We start from the raw sequence: 21,506 nt of genomic DNA on the forward strand, positions 1-21,506 counted from the left end.
AACCCATGACCAATCCGGTTTCTGACGCAAAAAAATCGATTGAGGGGCTGGTGCGTTCCGCGCTGGAAAAAGCCTCCCAGGCAGGCAGCCTGCCCGTCTGCGGCGAACTGCCCGCCTTTGTTGTGGAAATCCCCGCCGACACTTCCCATGGCGACTTTGCCACCAATGTCGCCATGGCAGGCGCGCGCGCCTATAAATGCGCGCCGCGCAAGGTCGCCGAAGCCATCTGCCAAAATATCGCCCTCGAAGGCACCGCCTTCGACCGGGTCGAGATCGCGGGCCCGGGCTTTATCAACTTCTTCCTGGGCGCGCAGTGGTACGCGGACGTGGTCAAATCGGTCCGCGCAGGCGGTGACCGCTATGGCCACACCGATTTCGGCGGCGGCCAGAAGGTGCAGGTCGAGTTCGTTTCGGCCAACCCCACCGGCCCGATGCACATGGGAAACGCCCGCGGCGGCGCCATCGGCGACTGTCTGGCGGCGGCGCTCGACTGGGCCGGTTATGACGTGACCCGCGAATTCTACGTCAATGACGCGGGCAACCAGATCGAAAAGTTCGCCTGCTCGCTCAATGCCCGCTACCTGCAGATTTATAAAGGCGAGGACGCGGTTCCCTTCCCGGAGGACGGCTACCATGGCGAGGATATCAAGCTGCGCGCCCGCGAATTCGCGGACATCCACGGCGACAAATTCCTAGATGCTTCCGAACAGGAGCGTAAGGACGCGCTGACCGCCTACGCGCTGCCGAAAAATATCGAAAAGCTTAAAAACGACCTCGAGAGCTATCGCATCCATTACGATGTGTGGTTCCGGGAAAGCACGCTGCATCAGGGAGCGATCGACGACGCGATCCGGCTTCTGACCGAGCGCGGCATGACTTATGAGAAGGACGGCGCGCTCTGGTACAAGGCCACCGAGAACGGCGGTGAAAAGGACGAGGTGCTGGTGCGCGCGAACGGTTTTCCGACCTACTTCGCGGCGGATATCGCCTATCATTACAATAAGTTCGCGGTGCGCGGCTTCGACCGGGTCATCAATGTCTGGGGCGCCGACCACCACGGCCATGTCGCCCGCCTCAAGGGCGCGATGGATGCGATCGGACTCAATGGGGACAAGCTTGATATTGTGCTGATGCAGCTGGTGCGGCTCACCAAGGACGGCCAGCCGGTCAAGATGAGCAAGCGCACCGGCAAAGCGATCAGTCTCACCGATCTCATTGAGGAGGTCCCAGTCGACGCGGCCCGCTTCTTCTTCAATATGCGCGAGCCAAACTCCACCCTCGATTTCGACCTCGATCTCGCGGTCGAACAGTCGAGCCAGAATCCGGTTTACTATGTCCAGTACGCGCACGCGCGCATCTGCTCGATCCTCAAAAAGCTCGCCGAGGAGGGCATCACTCCGCGCAGCTGCTCCGACGCGGAGCTGCGAAACCTCACCACCCCGGAAGAAACCGCGATGATCCGCACGCTGGCACGCTTCCCGCAGGAAATCGTCGACGCGGCGCGTAATTACGACCCCGCCCGGCTCACCAAATATGCGGTGGATGTGGCGACCAGTTTCCACAAATACTATAACGCCTGCCGGGTCAAGGGTGAGGAAGAGCCGGTCATGCAGGCGCGGCTCAACCTTTGTATGTCGGTCAAAACAGTATTACACAATGTATTAACGCTTTTAAAAATTACTGTTCCAGAATCCATGTAATTGCCGGTCGACGGCGGAAAGGAATTTATGGCCATGAATGGGAAAGATCGATTGCGGCTGCCGCTCCTTCTGGACGGCGCGACCGGTACCCAGTACATGAAGGAAGGGATGCCCAGCGGCGTCTGTGTCGAAGAATGGGCCAGCGAGCATCCCGAAGTCATCCGCAAAACCCTGCTTGGTTATGTGCAAGCGGGCAGTGACATCGTCTATGCGCCCACTTTTCTTGCAAATGCGGGGAATCTGAAACTGCACGGCCTGAGCGAGCAGGTGCAGGAGCTCAACACAAAAATTGTCCGCATCGCGCGGGAAGCGCTTGAAGGGCGCGGCGTCCTGCTCGCGGGCGATATGTCCACCACCGGCCTGATGTGCGAACCGTTCGGGGAAACCGAATTCGTGCATCTCATCGGCATCTATGCCGAACAGGCGGCCGCGCTTGCCGACGCGGGCGCCAACCTGCTCGTGATCGAAACCATGTCCTCGCTCTGCGAATGCCGCGCCGCGGTCATCGCCGCGCGCCAGACTGGGCTGCCGGTCTTTCTCACCATGACGGTCGGCGCGGACGGCCACACGATGTGGGGCGACGACGCGCTCGCCAGCATGCTCACCCTGCAGGACATGGGGATTGCCGCCTTTGGGCTGAACTGTTCCGAAGGGCCGGAGGATATGGTGCCGCTCTTTGAAAAGCTCGCGCCGTATGCCAAAATCCCGCTCATCGCCAAGCCAAACGCGGGCAATCCTCCGCTTACGCCCATTCAGTTTGCCAACAAATGCGCGCGGCTCATGCGCCGCGGGGTCTCGATCATCGGCGGATGCTGCGGGACCGATCCGGAATATATTGAAGCGCTGCGCCACATGGTGGATTCGTTCGATATCGATAAGGTGAAGATTCCGCCCGCCGACTATGATATCATCGCGGCCGGACGCAATGTCTATTACCTCGACGACGGCCTCGAATATTCCGAACCGATCATCTGTGAGGTGGATATGGCCGATTCGCTGCTCGACGTTTCGCATGAAAGCTGCGACGCGGTCTTGATCCATTTGGACACGCCGGACGACGGCTACCGTTTCTCCCTCAACGCCCACATGATCGATATGCCGGTTGCGTTTGAATCGGAATCGCTCGAAGCGCTGGAAAACGCACTCCTTCACTACAATGGCAAAGCATTGGTGGTTTCCACTTCCTGTGAGATCGAAAAAGAAGATCTCGAAAAGGTCGCCGCGCGATACGGCGCTGTTGTATTGTGACAGAAAGGATAATGAAAAATGGATTTGCAAGCCTTCTTTAAAATGTCCTATGGCCTTTATGTGCTCAGCTCGGCTTTTGACGGCAGGCAAAACGGCTGCATCGTCAACACAGTCACCCAGGTGACCGCAGAGCCGCCGAAAGTTGCCGTTGCCGTCTCCAAAAAAAATTTCACCACCGAACTCATCGAAAAATCCGGCGTATTTAACGCTGTTCCGCTAACCCAATCCGCCGATATGGAAATGATTGGCCGGTTTGGATTCAAATGCGGCCGGGACACCGAAAAATATTACGGCATCTCCTTCGCGGTCGATGAAAACGGCGTGCGCTACCCGTCCCAGCATGCCGCTGCCGTCTTTTCCTTCAAGGTGCTTGACAAGCTCGACCTTGACACCCATCTGCTCTTTGTGGGCGAGGCCGTCGAAGCCAAAAAGCTTTCGGATGAACCGGTCATGACCTATGACTACTACCATACGGTGGTCAAGGGCACCACGCCTCCGAATGCGCCGTCCTACAAAAAAACCGCGGAAAAACACGGCTGGCGCTGCAAAGTCTGCGGCTACGTCTACGAGGGCGAAGAACTGCCGCCGGACTTTATCTGCCCCATCTGCAAGAAAGACGCCAGCTTCTTTGAAAAAATCTGAGTTCGCGCCCAGGTATTGCGCCCTTCGCGCGCCTGAAATTCGCGCGTTTCGCCGCGCACCACTCCTGCGCGTTTCGCCGCGCACCACGAGGTACTTTCTTGCTCGTGCAAGAAAGTACCCAAAGAACACGCGCGGGGACACCCCGCGGCCCTGCGCGCGCTTTTGTTGCCGCTTTGCGGCAAAGATCGTGCGCAATCTGCTTAGATGCCACGAAGTGAGCCGCGCGATAAAAAGCACGCGGGGCATATCGCCGCAACCATTGCGGCGATGCGCTGCGCGCAAAGCGGACAAACGGATTCAAAAATAGGGCGGAAAGCACTTGTCTGTTTGGCTGCAAAACGGGATGGGACGCGCAAGAGCGGGCCGCAGGCCCGTTCATCTCGACTCTTGCGCTTCCCGGACAGTTTTGCTATTCGTCAGGTTTTCCATAGATATCATCGTCTGTAAGCCGGATCTCACCATGTTCCAATTCATACTGTTCGATCTCCCGCGTCAGCATCAGTTCAATGATATTTGTCATAGAGCGGCGCTCCATTCCAGCAATCTTACGTATTTTTGCATGTGTCCGTATGTCAATTCTCAAGGTGAATAAACCTCTGATTACCGCCATGCTGTCACCACCTTTCCAACGACAGTTTAGCATCTTTTCACCTGCCTGTATGCCATCAGTCTGGTGTCAGCCTGGTATCAGATTCATTCATTTTGACACCAGACTGGTGGCAGACAAAGCGAAGATTTCCTGATATTATGTACTTGCACTTTTAAGTGTGCCCGGCTGTTGTTAGGGAGACGGACAGCCGAAAAAAGCCTCCTGCTTAAAGCAGGAGGCTTTTTTATCTTCTCTTTTACAGTTTTAGTTTATCCGGCGTATAGCGCTTGAACGAAGCGTCGTTATAGGTCACGCCGCTCACAGCCGCTGCCCACTCGTCCAGCTTGGCATTGAATTCATCCGCGCGCAGAAGCTGGATCAGCGCCTCTTTGCGTGAAGTGAAGTCATTTTCATTCTCCGTGATATCGTACCGCTGGAACAGGTAGATGCTCGATTCGGTTTCCACCACGGTCGGCACGCCATTTTCAGCGCCGAACACCGCGTCTATCACCTTCTGGTCATAGTTGGTGTTCTCTTTGCTCAAAAAGCTGAAAGAAGTGCCGGGCTCCGGTTTTTCGAGTTCTTCATTGCCAGTGACTTCTTTCTGCGCTTCGTAAACAATCTCCTCCATATCCTTGCCCGCCTGGGCCTGCTTGAGGTATTTGTCCACGATTTCGCGCGCTTTTTTGTTGTCGGATTCTTTCTGTTCGGCATCCTCGCTCTGGCTGAAATTCAACGGGATCAGAATAATCTTCGCAAAATCATTATAGAACTTGTCTTTGAGCTCCTGCTCCGGTACGGCTTCACTGCCGCCTTCGCCATAAATCGCATTGAAAATGAGCTGGCGCTTCTGGTCGTTGGCAGTCATCATGACATAGGAGTCCTTCGAGATACCGTTTGCCTGATAGGCTTCCCCAAGGTACTGCCAGTAGGAATCTGCCATCTGGTTGACCAATGTGGTATCCGCATCGGACATGGTAAGGCCGAGCTCATTAAATTTCTGCTCCACGGCAATGAACTTATTGAGGTTCGCCTTTGCATCGGAAATCATTTTATCCGACGCCAAAACTCCGTCGATCTGCTCCTTGAGCGGATCTTTGGTATCCTGCGGCAGCTCCGCCGCAACCGTATAGTAGGCGTTCATCACCTGCGAAATATATACGCCCGCCGGAACGGTCAGATCTCCCGCTTTTGCGGCCCAGGTGGTATCGCCGCCGGCACATGCCGCCATGGAACCTGCCATCATCAGCGCCATACCAAACGCAAGGCCCTTTTTCACAACATTCATTTTTCAAATTCCTCCTAATTGGGGGTTCGCCCGTTACATACTTTGATATTATACTACTTCCCATTTGAAAAGTCCATATGAATTTTCCCTGCAAAAAATTTGACCGCATCGAAAATTATTATACCCGGAATATAATCTGCAAAATAGCTGGACAGGAAATTCCGTTTTGCCGCGCCGGTTTTTGAACGCGAAGCGTTCTTTCAATCCGCTTGTCCGCTTTCGGCGCAGCCGGTTTTCGCAACGGTTGCGAAAACCCGTCCCGTGCGATAAGCGCGGAACGCTTCGTCTGCTCTGCGAGGGAAGGCTGGGGGATTTTCAAGGGGGCCGCAGGGGTCCCCTTGAATGCCCTTCTTTGGGTACTTTCTTGGGCAAGCAAGAAAGTACCCCCTCAGCGGGCAGCGTCGTTCATTGCGGCGAGCGCTTCGCGGATGGTATCGAGCGGCGTCTGGCCTTTTGCGATCTTGACGGTGATATACGGTTTATTGCCCGCGCTCACCATCACGCGGCCGCGCAGTTTAACCGCAAGGCTGCCCGCGCGGGACATATCCATAACCTCCGGGTAGAGCAGCACCGCGTCGCCGCGCTGGGAGATCTCCTTGATTCCCATGAGCGACGCCGTATTGCGCACGAGCGCCACATCGACCAGGCCCTTGACCGCCTCCGGCGGCTCGCCGAACCGGTCGATCAATTCGTCGATGAGGTCCATCGCATCGTCCTCGGTCTCGATGCCCGCAATTTTCTTGTAGATGTCGATCCGCTGCGCAAGGTTGTCGATATAATCCTCCGGGATGTGCGCGCCGACCCGCACGTCGACCATACATTCGGTCGCGGCGCCGGTCGGGGTTTCCCCGCGCTGTTCGGCCACCGCGTCGGAAAGCATCCGCAGGTACATGTCGTAGCCAACCGCCTCCATGTGACCGTGCTGCTGCGAACCCAGGATGTTTCCCGCGCCGCGGATCTCCAGGTCGCGCATCGCAATACGGAAGCCCGACCCGAACGAGGTGAATTCCCGGATGGCGGCAAGCCGTTTGGTTGCGATATCTGAAAGCTGCCTGTCTTTGCGGAAGGTGAGGTATGCAAACGCGCGGCGGGAAGAACGTCCGACCCGCCCGCGGATCTGGTAAAGTTGAGAAAGCCCCATATAATCGGCGTCCTCAATGATCAGGGTGTTGCAATTTGGCACGTCGACGCCCGTTTCAATGATGGTGGTGCAGACCAGGATATCCACCTCGTAGTCGAGCAGCTGCTGCCAGACACGCGAGAGGTGCTCCTCAGTCATCTTGCCGTGCGCGGTCACGATCCGCGCGTCCGGCACAAGCTGCTGGAGCTTATAGGCACAGCTGTCGATGCTTTCAACCCGGTTATGCAGGTAGAAAATCTGTCCGCCGCGCCGCATTTCGCGCTCGATCGCCTGCGCGATGATCCCCCAGTCGTGCTCAATGACATAGGTCTGGACCGGGTGGCGGTCCTGCGGCGCCTCCTCCAGGATCGACATGTCCCGGATGCCGCTCATCGCCATGTTGAGGGTGCGCGGGATGGGCGTCGCGGAGAGGTTCAGGACGTCGACCGTGGCGCGCATCTCCTTGAATTTTTCCTTATGCCGCACACCAAAACGCTGCTCCTCGTCGATGATGCAAAGGCCCAGGTCCTTAAATTTCACATCGTTCTGCACCAGGCGGTGGGTGCCGATGACGATGTCGATCTCCCCGCGGCGCAGTTCGTCCAGAATCTGCTTTTGTTCCTTGGGCGTGCGAAAACGCGAAAGCAGCTCGATTTTAACCGGGAAGCCCTCCATCCGGCGGCGCACCGTGTTGTAGTGCTGCCAGGCAAGGATGGTGGTCGGGCAGAGCAGCGCGCACTGTTTGCCATCCATCACGCATTTAAAGGCTGCCCGCAGCGCCACCTCGGTCTTTCCAAAGCCCACGTCCCCGCAAAGCAGCCGGTCCATCGGGACGGTGGCCTCCATATCCGCCTTGATTTCATCGATACACCGCAGCTGGTCATCGGTTTCCTCATACGGGAAGCGGCGCTCAAAGTCGTTCTGCCAGTCGGTATCCTTGGAAAACGCATAGCCTTTCACCTGCATGCGCTTCGCATACAGTTCAGTCAGCTCTTTGGCCATGTCTTCCACGGCCTTTTTCACCCGCTGGCGGGTCTTCTGCCACTCAACCGAATTGAGTTTGCTCAGTTTGACGTTTGCTTCTTCCCGTACGCCGACATATTTGCTCACGAGGTCGAGCTGGGTGACCGGCACAAACAGCGTGTCCGTGCCGGCGTAGCGGATCTTGATGTAATCTTTCACAATCCCCTGGATATCACGCTTGACGATCCCTTCGAATACGCCGATACCATGCGCGGTGTGCACAACATAATCTCCCGGCGAAAGGTCGCTGATATCCCGGAGCTTTTTGCCTTCTTTCGGGTGGGGCTTACGGGCCTTCTTCTGCTGTGAGACCGCCTTCGACTGGGAGATGACCGCCAGCCGGAGATCGGGATATTCCATCCCCGCGGACATGCTCGCGCCCACCACATAGACGAGCTTCGGCGTGAGCGGGCCGATCTCCCGCACCTGCCGGGAGGCAATCCCGGCGCGGCGCAGATCCTCGGTCAGCGTTTCGGCGGCGCGGTCGGTGCCCGCGAACACCACGACGCAGTAGTCCTGCTCCATGTAATGGCCGACCTCTTCGCGCAGGGTGGCAATCTCGCCGCTCCAGGAGGAGAGCTGCACCGCGTTGACCGAAACCATGTCCCGCAGCGGAATGTCACCCACCGACCGCACAAAGGTGTCAAGCAGCACGGTGTTGGAGCGGGACGCCGCCGTTTGCAGATCTATAAAATCCCCGTTATATTTGTCGCATCCCCGAAAAAGCACGCCCTCCTCAAACAGGATTTTGATATCCTCGTTTTGCTGGGCCTGCGCGGCTTTCAGCGCTTCGCGGCAGTTTCCGGTGTCGCAGAGGAAAAAGACCGCGTCGGGCATATAATCAAAGATGGTGGCCGGCTCCGGGTAGAGAAGCGGCAGAAAACGGTCGAGGCTCTGCGGCATCACGCCGCCTTCAATCTTTTCCATCTCCTGCCGCAGCTTTTCTTTTGCAAGTTTCCCCTGGGTGCCGCGGATACCGGGGATCGCTTTTTCCAACAGCTTCAAAAGGCGTTTGGGGCTGTCGGCCACAACTTCGGCAGCCGGGGTGATATCCACCGATTTCACCGTGTCTTCCCGTCGCTGAGTTTCAATTTTGAAGGTGGAGATGGTGTCGATCTCATCTCCCCAGAATTCGATACGGAACGGGTCCGGCATATGCGGCGGAAAAAAGTCAAGGATACCGCCGCGCTGGGAAAACTGGCAGACGCCGTCAACCTGATCCGAACGGGTGTAACCCGCGCCAACCAAAAAAGCTGTCAGCTCGTCCATCTGATAGGATTCCCCAGCACGCAGGGTTCGAGTGCGTTTTGCAAGCACAGGGGGCGGCATGGTATATTGGAGCGCCGCTTTCGCGGAGGCAACCACCACCCGCAGCTTTCCCGCGGCGAGCCTGCCGAGCACGCTCAGGCGCGCGTGCTCATATTCATGCGAAACGCCCTGTACATCGTAGAAGGTCATCTCCCGCGAAGGGAAGAGCGCCGCCGTGCCTTCTCCCGCCATGATATTGATATCTTCACAGATGCGCACCGCGTTCGCTTCGTCGGGCACGACCACAAGCCCGCTCTTTTCGAGCGGGCCTACGATGGACACGATGGTATGCGCCTTGTGCGCCCCCGAAAGGCCGGTCACCAGCACCGGCGTGGCGGATTTTTCGACCGCATTCCGGACGCGCATGAACGCCGCGCTGTTTTCGAGGAGATGTTCAAAACCTTTCATTACGCTTTCCTTTCGGGTATTCTCAGGAGTTAAACCGGTTCATCGCCAGATCGGTTTTCCCTTCGACAATGAGCATCGCCGCTTCGGCCGCCGCTTCGAAGGTCTTGTCCAGCGTGTCGGAAAGCTCCTTTGGGAATTTTCCCAGCACCCAGTCCGCCAGGTCGTATTCCGGATGCGGTTTTTTTCCCACGCCGATCTTGATGCGCGGGAAAGTGTCCTTCTCCAGCAGGTATATGATGCTCTTGATCCCGTTATGCCCGCCGTCGCTGCCCTGCCTGCGGATACGCATGCGCCCGGGTTCAAGGCTCACATCGTCAAAAAGCACCAACACCCGCTCCGCTGGAATTTTATAGAACCTGGCGGCTTCGCGCACCGCTTCGCCGGAATTGTTCATGAAGGTGGACGGCTTCATCAGTAGCACCCGGTGAGCGCCGATCATCGCGTCGGCGGTGAGGGATTTAAATTTGAGCCGGTCGATTTTCACCCCCAGCTTTTCCGCCAGACAGTCGACCGCCATAAAACCCGCGTTATGCCGGGTTGCCTCATATTTCGCGCCGGGATTTCCAAGCCCCACCACCAGAAACTCCACCGGCCCGGTGGGGGCGGGGGCGGAAGATTTTGTTTTCCATTTTCCAAACATTTCTGATTCTCCATGCCAAAGGACGGGATATGCAGCATATCCCGCCTCGTTCTTTCCTGTCGTTTTGCGCCCGTTTCAGCCGAAAAGCGGCGAAACCGGCTTGTCTTCATAGATTCGGGCGATCGCCTCCGCAAAAACCGGCGCGACCGAAAGCATTGTGATCTTATCAAGCTGCTTCTCCGGCGGGACCGGGATCGTATCGAGCAGCACCAGTTCCTTGATGCAGCTTTTTTCGATCCGCTCGAACGCCGGACCGGAAAGCACCCCGTGGGTAGCGCAGGCGTAGACCTCAGTGGCGCCGCCCTTTTCCAAAATCGCCTGGGCGCCGTTGCAGAGAGTCCCAGCGGTATCAATCATATCGTCGATGATGATCGCCCGTTTGCCGCGCACATCGCCGATGATGTTCATGACCTCCGAGACGTTTGCCTTCGGGCGGCGCTTATCGATGATCGCGAGCGGCGCGTCGATGCGTTCGGCGAACTTGCGCGCCCGTGTAACCGATCCCAGATCGGGTGAAACAACCACCAGCTCCTCCTTCCTCCCGGAAAAACGCGAGCCGAAATACGGCGCGAGCAGCGGCACGCCCAGCAGATGGTCTACCGGAATATCGAAAAAGCCTTGAATCTGCGCCGCATGCAGGTCCATTGTGAGCACCCTGTCGGCGCCCGCCGCCGAGATGAGGTCGGCCACCAGCTTCGCGGAAATCGGATCTCGGGCCTTCGCCTTACGGTCCTGCCGCGCGTATCCGAAATACGGGATCACCGCGGTAATCCGCCCGGCCGACGCGCGTTTGAAAGCATCGATCATGATGAGCAGTTCCATCAGATGGTCGTTGACCGGGCTGCAGGTGGACTGCACGACAAACACATCCGACCCGCGCACGCTCTCATTGATGGATACCGAAACCTCCCCGTCCGAAAAAAGCTTCACTTCGCTTTTGCCCAGTGGAAGCCCCAGGCTGCGGGAAATCTGAAACGCCACCTCCGGATTTGAATTGCCGCTGAAAATCTTGATGTCTTTCCCATGCAGATTCATTGCGCGGGCCCCTTTCCATATCCTTTTTTCCGCTCACTTCTGATCCTTCTTGAAACCGATATTTTTGTCGGCCCAGTCTTCCTTGATCTCCTGCCGCACCCGCCCGATGGCGAGCGCGCCGTCCGGCACCTTGCCCGTGACCGTCGTACCGGCCGCCGTATAGGCTCCCGCGCCGATCTTCACCGGAGAAATCAGATTGGTGTTGCAGCCGATGAAGGCCCGGTCCCCGATTTCGGTGCGGTATTTACGGTTGCCGTCGTAATTGGCTGTCACCACGCCGCAGCCAAAGTTACAGAAGCGCCCCACATCGCTGTCGCCGATGTAGGTCAGGTGGGCCACCGAAGTGCCCTCGCCCAGCGTGGAATTCTTGATCTCCACAAAATCCCCGATCTTCACCCGGTCGCCCACATGGCTTCCCGGGCGCAGCTGGGTGAACGGGCCGATGCGCGCGTCCTCCCCCACCGTCGAATCAGTGACATAGGAGGAAAGAATTTTACTGCCCGCGCCGATCGTGGAATTTTCGATCCGGCTGTTCGGGCCGATCACGCTGCCCGCGCCAATCGCGGTAGTCCCCAGTAGGATGCTTCCAGGCAGGATCTGCGCGTCCGGCGCGATTTTGACGCCCGGCGCGATGATAATCCCGTCATCGCACGGGATATCCGCGCCGTTTTCAAGGTGGCGGTCGATCTCCCGCTGGCGCGCGATCTCATTGAGCTGCTTGAGCGCTTTGCGGTCGTTCGCGCCCAGCGTCGCGTCGCTGTCGGCGCAGAGGTACCCGCCCACCGGCAGCCCCTCCCGCACCGCGATCCCAACCGCATCGGTCAGGTAATATTCGCCCTGCGCATTCTGGGGCCGCAACTTTTCGAGCGCCTCTCGGAGGAACGCCGCGTCAAACCAATACGCGCCGGAATTGATTTCCGTCACCGCGCGTTCGGCTTCGGTCGCGTCCCGTTCCTCCACAATGGCGCGCACCCCGCCGTCCTCCCCGCGCAAAACCCGGCCATAGCCGGCCGGATTTTCAATCCGGGCGGTCACGACCGTGACCGCGTTTTGCGCGGCGCGGTGCTGGCTGAGCGCACCGATAAGCACCTCGGCGCTCACAAACGGCGCGTCGCCGTTTAAAACCGCCACATCGCCGCCCCGCAGAAGCGCGTCGCGCGCCATCATGACCGCATGGCCGGTGCCAAGCCGTTCGGGCTGGAGGACAAAATGGCATGCGGGGGTGACCGCGGCGCGCAGGGAGTCGGGGTCTTTGCCCGCCACGATGTAAATTTCTTCGATTCCCGCCGTGCGGCAGGCGTCTTCCACCCACCGGAGCATCGGTTTGAACAGCACCTCGCAAAGCACCTTGGGACGGCTGGATTTCATCCGTTTGCCGTCGCCCGCCGCGAGGATGATCGCAAAGGTACGTCGATTATCCATGGGGAAAACGCCCCGCCTTTCCGGTTTTGTAAATGTAGGAAGTTACTACTTATATATTATGTCAACTTTTTTGGCAGTTTGCAAGAGAAGGAACCGTTATTTTGTCAAAATATCGGCAATTATTTTTGTATAGAACCACTGGAAAAGCCCCATATTCTCTGGTATAATACAGGTTGATCCGAGAAAAAAATGGTAAAGGCCAAAAAATTATTTGGAGGTAGGTTTAAAGTGGGAAAAAAATTCGTCTACATGTTCTCCGAAGGCAACGGCAAAATGCGTGAGCTTCTCGGCGGGAAAGGTGCGAACCTTGCAGAAATGACAGGTCTTGGAATGCCTGTCCCGCAGGGCTTCACCGTTACGACCGAAGCTTGCACCCAGTACTATGAGGACGGTAAGAAAATCAACGACGCCATTCAGGCCGAGATCTACGAGTGCCTTGGAAAGCTCGAAAAGATTGCCGGCAAAAAATTTGGCGACATGGAAAATCCGCTGCTCGTCTCGGTCCGTTCCGGCGCGCGCGCTTCGATGCCCGGCATGATGGATACCATCCTCAATCTGGGCCTCAACGACGAAGTCGTCGAAGTCGTCGCCAAAAAGACCCAGAACCCCCGTTTCGCTTACGACTCGTACCGCCGGTTCATCCAGATGTATTCCGACGTGGTCATGGAGGTCGGCAAGGCGTACTTTGAAAAGCTCATCGACGAGATGAAAACGAAAAAGGGCGTCAAGCTCGACACCGAGCTTACCACCGACGACCTCAAGGAGCTGGTCCGCCAGTTCAAGGCCGAATATAAGGCCAAAAAAGGCGTGGATTTCCCGTCCGACCCCAAAGAGCAGCTCATGGGCGCCATCATGGCGGTCTTCCGCTCCTGGGATAACCCCCGCGCCATCTATTACCGCCGCATGAACGACATCCCCTCCTCCTGGGGCACCGCGGTCAATGTCCAGATGATGGTCTTCGGCAACACCGGCGACAATTCCGGCACCGGCGTGGCCTTCACCCGCAACCCGGCCACCGGCGAAAAGAAACTCTTCGGCGAGTTCCTCATGAACGCGCAGGGCGAGGATGTCGTCGCCGGCGTGCGCACCCCGCAGACGATCGACCAGCTCAAGGAGATCATGCCGGAAGCCTACAACCAGTTTGTTGAAATCTGCGGCCGTCTCGAGAAGCATTACCGCGATATGCAGGACATGGAATTCACCATCGAAGACCGCAAGCTCTTCATGCTGCAGACCCGTAACGGCAAACGCACCGCCGCCGCCGCGCTTAAGATTGCCTGCGATCTGGTCGACGAGGCAATGATCACCGAGAAGGAAGCCGTCTGCATGATCGACCCGAAACAGCTTGACGCGCTGCTGCATCCGCAGTTCGACGCCAAAGCCCTCAAAGCCGCGAAGCCGATCGGCTCCGCGCTGCCCGCTTCCCCGGGCGCCGCCTGCGGCCGTGTGGTCTTTACCGCCGAGGACGCCACCGAGTGGGCCAAGCGCGGTGAGAAGGTCATCTTGGTCCGCCTGGAAACCTCTCCGGAGGACATCGAGGGCATGAACTACTCGCAGGGCATCCTGACCGTCCGCGGCGGCATGACCTCCCATGCGGCGGTGGTTGCGCGCGGCATGGGCACCTGCTGCGTCTCCGGCTGCGGCGACATCATCATGGACGAGGAAAATAAACAGTTCACCCTTGGCGACAAAACCTATCACGAGGGCGATTATATCTCGCTGGACGGTTCGACCGGCAATATCTACGGTGAAGCCATCCCGACCGTCGAGGCGGACATCTCCGGCGATTTTGGGCGTCTGATGAGCTGGGCGGACCAGTACCGCACCATGCAGGTGCGCACCAACGCCGATACCCCGCGCGACGCCGCGCAGGCGCTCTCCTTCGGCGCCGAGGGCATCGGGCTCTGCCGCACCGAGCACATGTTCTTTGAAGGCGAACGCATCAAGGCCATGCGCGAGATGATCGTTTCGAAAACCGAGGCGCAGCGCCGCACGGCGCTTGCCAAACTGCTGCCGTACCAGCGGGGCGATTTCGAAGGGATCTACGAGGCGATGAAAGGCCTGCCGGTCACCATCCGTTTCCTCGACCCGCCGCTGCATGAATTTCTGCCGACCGCCGAGGAGGATATCCAGGCGCTGGCCGGCGAGATGAACATCCCGGTGGAGGAGCTCAAAAACACCATCTCCTCGCTGCATGAGTTTAACCCCATGATGGGCCACCGCGGCTGCCGTCTGGCCGTCTCCTATCCGGAGATCGCCGAGATGCAGACCCAGGCAGTCATTGAGGCCGCCCTCAACGTCCAGAAGAAACATCCCGACTGGAAGCTCATTCCCGAAATCATGATTCCGCTGGTCGGAGAGGTCAAGGAGCTTGCCTATGTCAAAGGCATCGTGACCAAGACCGCCGACGAAATCATTGAAAAATCGGGCGTCAAGCTTTCCTACAAGGTCGGCACCATGATCGAAATCCCGCGCGCGGCGCTCACCGCCGACGAGATCGCGACCGAAGCCGAATTCTTCTCCTTCGGCACCAACGACCTGACCCAGATGACCTTCGGTTTCTCACGCGACGACGCGGGCTCCTTCCTCGACAGCTACTATGACAAGAAGATCTACGAGTCCGACCCGTTTGCCCGTCTCGACCAGGCTGGCGTTGGCAAGCTGATCAAACGCGCCTGCAAGCTCGGCCGTCAGACCCGCCCGGACATCAAGCTGGGTATCTGCGGCGAACACGGCGGCGACCCGAGCTCGGTCGAATTCTGCTGCAAACTCGGCCTCAACTACGTTTCCTGCTCGCCTTTCCGCGTGCCGATCGCAAGGCTCGCCGCGGCGCAGGCTGCCATCAAGCAAAAGGCGGCCAGTGAGAATTAATCCTGTGTAAAAGTTGAGGGAATTCAGGCACACCGCTGCATAAAATCACCGCTTGTCTAAGCGGATAAAATAATAGAGCGTATTACCACAAATCATGGGATTGGTGGTAATACGCTCTTCTTTTCTGCCTTGAAGCCAGTTTGGCGGAGAAATTGATGGTGACGCATTTATGGATGGACCTGATTGGGCCGATACCGATTGCTGTGGCGCGATTGATGCCCTGGGCATGCTTTTCAAACAGTCTGCCGATGGGGTGAATCCGTCCCAGCAGGACAGTAAGGGAACACGACTCCCGAAACCCGGACGGGCTTTAAAACCGTCTAATCACGATCCCACACCAGGGTAAGCCGGCCATCCTTCGCAGGAGAGATGGTTTCTTCCTGTTTGACGGCGGAAGTGACCAGATCAATGTTTTTGCCAAGCTCGCTGTGGACAGCCAGAGCAGAAGCGATATAGGATTCATCAATGGAGGTCGCCCAGGCGGCGACGGTGTAGCGCTTCGTATCTTCAATTTCACTGCCGTCCGCCAAAGTCAGTTTTATGACGTTTTCGTTTTGATCACGCCAGGGGGCGTATTCCATCGCGAGGCCGGAAAATGCATACATGGCGTTTATTTCTTCGCCGTTGATGATCGGATGTTCCATAAGCGCCTTCAGGTTTTCCCCGGTGATTTCATAGGTGGTCAGATAGTCCTCGGCGCCCAGCCCCCGCAGATAAAAGCGGTACAGCATGGTCACGTCGCCCTCATAGAATTTCGCAAAATTTCCTTTGTAGTAAACACAGTGGGGGATGAGGGCGATCTCCGCCCCGGTTGCGTTGCGCATGGCGTCGGCAATAAAGCTGCTGGTCTCCAGGATGGTAAAGTCCTCGGTGGCGGTTCCGATGGACTCCTCCGGCTTCTGGGCGGCTGAAATATTTTTAATCAGAGCATCCGTTTCAGCAATGACCTGCTCCAGGGTCAGCTTGCCTTCCAAGTATGCCTTCATCGTTTGGTTATGAAGATCGTTTCCAATTTTGTCCGCAAAAAAGATCCGCCCGTTTTCAATACAGTTTTGTATGTCCCAAAATTCTTCTCTCAAGTTTGCCTGGGCGGATTTCACGCTGCTCAGACCCGAAAAGACTTCCAGCAAGGCTTCCTGTCCCTCATTGGTGCTGAGGAACGCAAAGATGTCCAGCAGGATCTGCTTTTTATCAGGATCCTCCATGGATAATTTCGACAACGCCATACTGCGCCCCGGCGACATCTGCATCCACCGCTCCCCGGGAATATCGGATGGGTAGCCGAAAAAGTCGATCTCACACGCCGGCTGTTCGTCCTCGTACAGGGAAAACATCGTCAACTGTTCCGGCAGCATGGCGATCTCACCCGCGTAGAGGGCGCGTCGGTTTTGTGTCAGGCTGGAGGAGAAGTCGTCCTCCACCACGATGCCGCGGTCATAGAGCGTTTTGTGCACTGCAAAATACGGTTCCAGCAAGCCTTTGCAGGAGGCTTGACCATTGCAGAACAGGTCATACTGCTCCCGCTTTTCCATGGTGGAAAAGACGGCGCGATTGCCAAATCCCAGCCCGACCCCATCCATGGAGTACTTAAAGCAGGGGACAAAGGGACGGATTCCCTGCGCGGAAATTTCATCGCACAGGGCGTAAAATTCATCGATTGTCTGCGGGATTTCCCAGCCGTGCGCCTCGAACAGGCTTTTGTTGTAAAAGATGCCCTGCACCGAGTTATTGATCGGGAGCTGATAGAGCCTCCCGTCGGAGCTTAAATCGTTCAGAACGGATTGATTATACCGGGAGGTAAAATCCTCCGCAGACAGATCGTAAAAAATCTCGCCGCTTACCGCCGCGTCTTTTACAAACCCTGTAATGATAATATCCGTTAAGTCCTTTTGAACGCGGGGATGTTTTGCGTACGTCTGAATGTCGGGAATGCTGGGCTGATTCAGCGCAACGACGTCAACGCCGGGGAATTCAGCCTCAATGGCAAGCTCTATCGGTCCTAGACTGCAAGGGGCATATAGGCCGATGGTGACGGCGGTTTTCTCAAAATCCACCGGCTCATAGGTCAAAATCTCATTGTCCGCGCAGAAACGCGACTCTATCTCCGATTTGTGCGGCGTGTTGGCGCAGCCCGCCAACCCCAGCAGCATGGCGCCCGCCAATAACAGACTGAAAAAACGCAGCGTTTTCATATGTCAATTCCTCTTTAATGTATGTATCGGGTAAATAACTTCTTGATAACCTCAATTTCTATCGGCTTACTGATATGAGCCTGCATTCCACAGGCGAGAGATTTCTCCACATCCTCCTCAAAGGCGTTTGCGGACAGGGCGATAATGGGAATGCTCTGTCCGTCCATATGGGCCGATCCGCGAATTGCGGCAGCGGCTTCCAGGCCATTCATCACCGGCATTTGGATATCCATCAAAATGATGGAATAATATCCCATGGTGGAGTTTTTAAACCGTTCCACAGCTTCCGCGCCGTTTTCCACCCCGTCGATCACAAAGCCAAGCTCGGTCAAAAGCGCTGTGACAATTTCACGGTTGATTTCGTTATCCTCTGCCAACAGGATTCTCTTGCCATGCAAATATGCGGGCAGCTCCCCGTTGCGCCCATCTTCCGGGCTGGTTTCGCTCAGCGCGGTTTTCTCCAGGGGAAGCTCTATGATAAATCTGCTCCCCTGATTCAATTTACTCTCCGCCTGGATTGTGCCGTTCATCAGTGTCACAAGGCTGTGCACAATCGCCAAACCCAAGCCGCTGCCCACATTGGCGGAGATCAGAGAGGATTCTTCCTGCTCAAAGGGATGGAACATCTGCCGCATAAACGCTTCACTCATGCCGATCCCGGTGTCCTCGACGATAAAGCGGGCCCTGGTGTAATTCCCGTTTTCCTGTACTTCCCGGTATGTAAGCGTCACGGTTCCCTGCTCGGGCGTAAATTTAATGGCATTGGAAATCAAATTGATGAGACACTGCTTGATGCGGACGGCGTCTCCCAAAAAACCTCGGTGGAATGTACCCGGACAAACCAGACGGAAGTTCAGCGCTTTCTCGCCCGCTGGATAAGTTTCCAACTGGACAACGGTATCCAGCAGCTCCTTCATATCGAAAGCCGTGTGCGAAACCCGCAGCTTTCCGCTTTCGATCCGGCTTAGATCCAACACGTCATTGATAATGGAGACAAGATATTCACCGGACTGTTTCGCCTTTTGCGCACAGTCCACCACAATATCCGGTTTGTCCGCGTTGTGCAGCAGCAGATCGTTTAATCCGATCACGGCTGTCAGCGGTGTCCTGATATCGTGGGATACTTTGTTCATAAAATCGCTTTTCAATCTGGTTTTTTCCTGCTCCAGCTCGCTTTGCTGTCCCTTTTTCACATAGTAGAAAATCCAGACCAGAGCCAGAGCCACCACGGTTGAGAGGGTAAGCCCAATCATAATGATCACACTGCGCATTGCGTCAAAGGTTGTCCGGGCCGTGATCGAAATGGGGACTACTATGACGATGCTGTTGCCCCCACTTTCCGGGAAACTTTGTATCCGCCATGTTTCTTCGTCTATATTTGCTATAATTTCGACTTCCTGCCGCTCTTCCAGCCCCCATTGCAGCGCAAGTATCTGCTGCTCGTCCACCTTCTTTTCCCGCAGGGTGTGGAGCAGGTTGTATCCTCCAAAATAATCGTTGGCGGTTGCCTTGGTTGGCCGCAGCTCAATCACGCCCTGCTGATTCACCACATAGGAAGCTCCCAGATTCTCATACAGCGCAGTTGCTGCGATCTCTGCGTAGGTGTTTGAATCCACCAGCATTAAAACGCCGATTAATTTTTTATTATCTATGGCGGCATTGCGCAGAGGAGCCATAAAGACCCAAAAGTCGCCTTTCGTCTGTACGGTGCAATAATCCGTCCGGATTTCGTCCGAGGTTCTCAGCTTCTTGATTTCTTCCGACTCGGGCGGTACGATTCTTTCTCCTGAAAGGGAAGTGCAGGTTCCGTCCTCAGCCAGCAGGTATAGGTTCTCAAAGCCCAAGAGCAGCTCCCGCCCCTGCTCCAGCGATTGAACATGGTTGTTCGCTATGACCAGGGCCGCCTGCCTCACCTTGTCCTCATAATTTTGCCGCAGCAGAAGCAGCTTTTCTGAAATGAGGGTGCTCATCTGACTGATGGATTCGACACGCTCGTTCTGTATGGATTGGTTCAAATGACGATATGTAGCGGTAAACAACAACGTTTCAAAAATGAAAAGTACCGCCAGCAGAATGGTCACCCATCTGAGCCGCAGCAGAACTTCCGCTCCGGCATTCTTGATTTTGCTGTTCATTCCCCTTTTCATTTTGTTCCTCCGGCCCCCTCGGCATAGAATCCCGCCACATTTGTACCAGATATATTTCCGGGTTCACCAAAAAATTATTTCCATAGCTGAGAGCCGTCATAGATATCCTTAACTGTTTTCCAGTAGTCCAGTCTTTTGCACTCTTGAATGATAAGCCGATGGGTGTACGCGAACATTTCCGAGGCTTGTTTTGCAAACGCGCTTTGATCTCCGACAAGCAGTGTGTTTGCAGCTTCTACACATTTGCGGTGTATCTCAAGTTTTCCAGATGCATTGGCGCTGTTTATCAGTCCCGGTATCTTTCGGCCAATTCGATAGTTCTTGAGTATAATCCGATAGATTGATTGCAGCGCTTCATATGGAATCTGCTCTGTCAAAAATTCCAGCAGAATAATCGGCGCTGGCTGATATAAATCCATGTTTTTTTTCGCGGCATCCAAATTCCGAATGAAATCCTGCATCTGTGCGCGGGAGGCATGATTCGCAACATGGTAAGCTACCCCTTCCACCGTAAGGGAAAGCAGCTCCAAACACTCAAAGTACCTTCTGATGTGGCTGGCGATTAACCGCGGGTCCAAAGGGATCTCGTTTAACGCGTGTATATTGGCAGATACAAAAATCCCTCTGCCTCGAGTTGCTTCCACAACTCCCCATTTTTGCAGGCATTGGACAGCCTGCGTAGTCGTGTTCACACTGACGCCGTATTGTTTCTGCATCTGAGCATGAGACGGCAGCCTGTCTCCAGGCTGATAATAGCCGATAGCAATAAGTCCCAGAATATCCAGATATATGCTGGAATAACGCACTTCCGCTGTTTTCATCCATTTATCAAGGCCCTGAACACCGATACGAAAGGGGGAATCGGCGGGAACGTAACATTGAAAATCATGCCGTGAGATCGTAATCCTGTGAATCTCTGTAAGGAAATTTCTGATCACATCGCTTGCAGGAGTCGCGATTCTGCTTTTGTTTATAAAATCGATGAGCGCCCGCTGATACGCGACACGCGATCCAAAATTGCTTTCCCTATATTCCAGTTCTAAAAAGCCGAGAGCGTCAACCGCATGAAGGCTTAACTCATTTTCGCATCTGGCAATAAAAAACCGCCAGAATCGTTTCGAGTTTTTCCAAAAGAGTTTTGGCTGTTTGGGATTCAATTGCCGAACTATTTTTTCGGGAATATCCCAATCGTTCTTGCCGCACAGAGAAATCCCATGGCATATGAGCGGATAGCAGAGAATTTCCGCTGTTTTTAGGATATCTGTCATAACCGGCATATCGGGTTTTTCCAAATTGTCCGCAGAATTGCTCTCCGGGTTTGCCTGATCAAAAATAACCACAGAAAGCTGCCGCTCTTTCGTCTCAATCAGCCCTGCTTCAATCAGCATTGCTACCACACGGCGTATCGTTTTATTGGAGACTTTGTACTCCCTGCAAAGATCGGCATAGGAGGGGAGCGCAGTGCCTTTTGGCATCAAGCCGGATTCGATCTTGTTCTTTAAAATTTCAAATATTCTGTCATATTGAAATTTATCGTATTTCATTTTATCTCTACCTCATAGGACATTTCTTCAGATGGAACTGACAAGAAATATCCGCTGAGCCATCAGAAAAGCAATGGCTGTTTCATCCTTTGTCCGAATATATTTTTGCGCGCAGCGATCTGTGTACCTATACCAAATAAGTTTATCATAAAAAATGGAAAATGTCAATTAACCAGGCGATATATGTCGAAATGCGCGGCGTAAAAAGATTCGTCCCGCGCAGATTTTTGCCTAACCAAGCAGCTTTCGCTTTTCCATCTGTTTTCACCCGCGTTGTCCCGTCTCCTGTCAAGGAAGCGGACGCCCTTCAGGAGCGGATAATCCCATCC

12 protein-coding genes are annotated in these 21,506 nt (G+C 55.6%); 4 read left to right on the top strand and 8 right to left on the bottom strand.

Annotated features, from left to right (window positions below; genetic code table 11):
• The first annotated feature begins 5 nt into the window (after window positions 1-5).
• From argS to DWV16_RS05170, 3 genes are read left to right on the top strand one after another with little or no spacing between them, the layout of a single operon-like run.
• On the top strand, window positions 6-1,700 hold the full coding sequence (gene argS, locus DWV16_RS05160) for an arginine--tRNA ligase (protein WP_118478019.1): 1,695 nt from the start codon (window positions 6-8) through the stop codon (window positions 1,698-1,700).
• Window positions 1,701-1,733: 33 nt separating this feature from the next.
• On the top strand, window positions 1,734-2,948 hold the full coding sequence (locus tag DWV16_RS05165) for a homocysteine S-methyltransferase family protein (protein ID WP_158572784.1): 1,215 nt from the start codon (window positions 1,734-1,736) through the stop codon (window positions 2,946-2,948).
• Window positions 2,949-2,966: 18 nt separating this feature from the next.
• On the top strand, window positions 2,967-3,590 hold the full coding sequence (locus DWV16_RS05170) for a flavin reductase (protein WP_118478023.1): 624 nt from the start codon (window positions 2,967-2,969) through the stop codon (window positions 3,588-3,590).
• Window positions 3,591-4,435: 845 nt separating this feature from the next.
• Here DWV16_RS05170 and DWV16_RS05180 read toward each other — a convergent pair.
• The 5 genes from DWV16_RS05180 to glmU all read right to left on the bottom strand — a co-directional run bounded on the left by DWV16_RS05180 (window position 4,436) and on the right by glmU (window position 12,423).
• Window positions 4,436-5,467: a hypothetical protein gene (locus DWV16_RS05180; protein ID WP_066452899.1), complete on the bottom strand. Its 1,032-nt coding sequence runs from the start codon at window positions 5,465-5,467 to the stop codon at window positions 4,436-4,438.
• A 388-nt stretch (window positions 5,468-5,855) separates the two neighbouring features.
• Complete coding sequence (mfd, locus tag DWV16_RS05185) at window positions 5,856-9,326, bottom strand: transcription-repair coupling factor (RefSeq protein WP_118478027.1); 3,471 nt, start codon at window positions 9,324-9,326, stop codon at window positions 5,856-5,858.
• Window positions 9,327-9,348: 22 nt separating this feature from the next.
• On the bottom strand, window positions 9,349-9,966 hold the full coding sequence (gene pth / locus DWV16_RS05190; protein ID WP_066452895.1) for an aminoacyl-tRNA hydrolase: 618 nt from the start codon (window positions 9,964-9,966) through the stop codon (window positions 9,349-9,351).
• A gap of 75 nt (window positions 9,967-10,041) precedes the next feature.
• Window positions 10,042-11,001, bottom strand: coding sequence for a ribose-phosphate diphosphokinase (locus tag DWV16_RS05195; RefSeq protein ID WP_066452893.1), 960 nt, complete (start codon window positions 10,999-11,001; stop codon window positions 10,042-10,044).
• A 33-nt stretch (window positions 11,002-11,034) separates the two neighbouring features.
• On the bottom strand, window positions 11,035-12,423 hold the full coding sequence (gene glmU / locus DWV16_RS05200) for a bifunctional UDP-N-acetylglucosamine diphosphorylase/glucosamine-1-phosphate N-acetyltransferase GlmU (RefSeq protein WP_118478029.1): 1,389 nt from the start codon (window positions 12,421-12,423) through the stop codon (window positions 11,035-11,037).
• A gap of 228 nt (window positions 12,424-12,651) precedes the next feature.
• Between glmU and ppdK the strand changes: the two genes are divergently transcribed.
• Complete coding sequence (ppdK, locus tag DWV16_RS05205) at window positions 12,652-15,294, top strand: pyruvate, phosphate dikinase (protein ID WP_255420052.1); 2,643 nt, start codon at window positions 12,652-12,654, stop codon at window positions 15,292-15,294.
• A gap of 320 nt (window positions 15,295-15,614) precedes the next feature.
• Here the strand turns inward: ppdK and DWV16_RS05210 are convergent, their stop codons facing one another.
• From DWV16_RS05210 to DWV16_RS05220, 3 genes are all read right to left on the bottom strand, one after another.
• Window positions 15,615-17,486: an extracellular solute-binding protein gene (locus DWV16_RS05210; protein WP_118478031.1), complete on the bottom strand. Its 1,872-nt coding sequence runs from the start codon at window positions 17,484-17,486 to the stop codon at window positions 15,615-15,617.
• A gap of 14 nt (window positions 17,487-17,500) precedes the next feature.
• A complete protein-coding gene (locus tag DWV16_RS05215; protein ID WP_118478033.1) occupies window positions 17,501-19,633 on the bottom strand; it encodes an ATP-binding protein in 2,133 nt (710 codons plus the stop codon).
• A gap of 74 nt (window positions 19,634-19,707) precedes the next feature.
• Entirely contained in the window at window positions 19,708-21,177 is a 1,470-nt protein-coding gene (locus DWV16_RS05220; protein ID WP_118478035.1) for a GntR family transcriptional regulator, read from the bottom strand.
• Between the last annotated feature and the right edge of the window lie 329 nt (window positions 21,178-21,506).

Source organism: Anaerotruncus sp. AF02-27, from assembly GCF_003465835.1.
GTDB lineage: Bacteria > Bacillota > Clostridia > Oscillospirales > Ruminococcaceae > Anaerotruncus > Anaerotruncus rubiinfantis.

Coding starts and splice junctions, on each gene's coding strand:
- DWV16_RS05180 (WP_066452899.1), bottom strand. CDS start 5,467: ATGAATGTTGTGAAAAAGGGCCTTGCGTTTGGTATGGCGCTGATGATG.
- DWV16_RS05210 (WP_118478031.1), bottom strand. CDS start 17,486: ATGAAAACGCTGCGTTTTTTCAGTCTGTTATTGGCGGGCGCCATGCTG.
- DWV16_RS05165 (WP_158572784.1), top strand. CDS start 1,734: ATGAATGGGAAAGATCGATTGCGGCTGCCGCTCCTTCTGGACGGCGCG.
- pth (WP_066452895.1), bottom strand. CDS start 9,966: ATGTTTGGAAAATGGAAAACAAAATCTTCCGCCCCCGCCCCCACCGGG.
- glmU (WP_118478029.1), bottom strand. CDS start 12,423: ATGGATAATCGACGTACCTTTGCGATCATCCTCGCGGCGGGCGACGGC.
- argS (WP_118478019.1), top strand. CDS start 6: ATGACCAATCCGGTTTCTGACGCAAAAAAATCGATTGAGGGGCTGGTG.
- DWV16_RS05170 (WP_118478023.1), top strand. CDS start 2,967: ATGGATTTGCAAGCCTTCTTTAAAATGTCCTATGGCCTTTATGTGCTC.
- DWV16_RS05195 (WP_066452893.1), bottom strand. CDS start 11,001: ATGAATCTGCATGGGAAAGACATCAAGATTTTCAGCGGCAATTCAAAT.
- DWV16_RS05220 (WP_118478035.1), bottom strand. CDS start 21,177: ATGAAATACGATAAATTTCAATATGACAGAATATTTGAAATTTTAAAG.
- mfd (WP_118478027.1), bottom strand. CDS start 9,326: ATGAAAGGTTTTGAACATCTCCTCGAAAACAGCGCGGCGTTCATGCGC.
- DWV16_RS05215 (WP_118478033.1), bottom strand. CDS start 19,633: ATGAAAAGGGGAATGAACAGCAAAATCAAGAATGCCGGAGCGGAAGTT.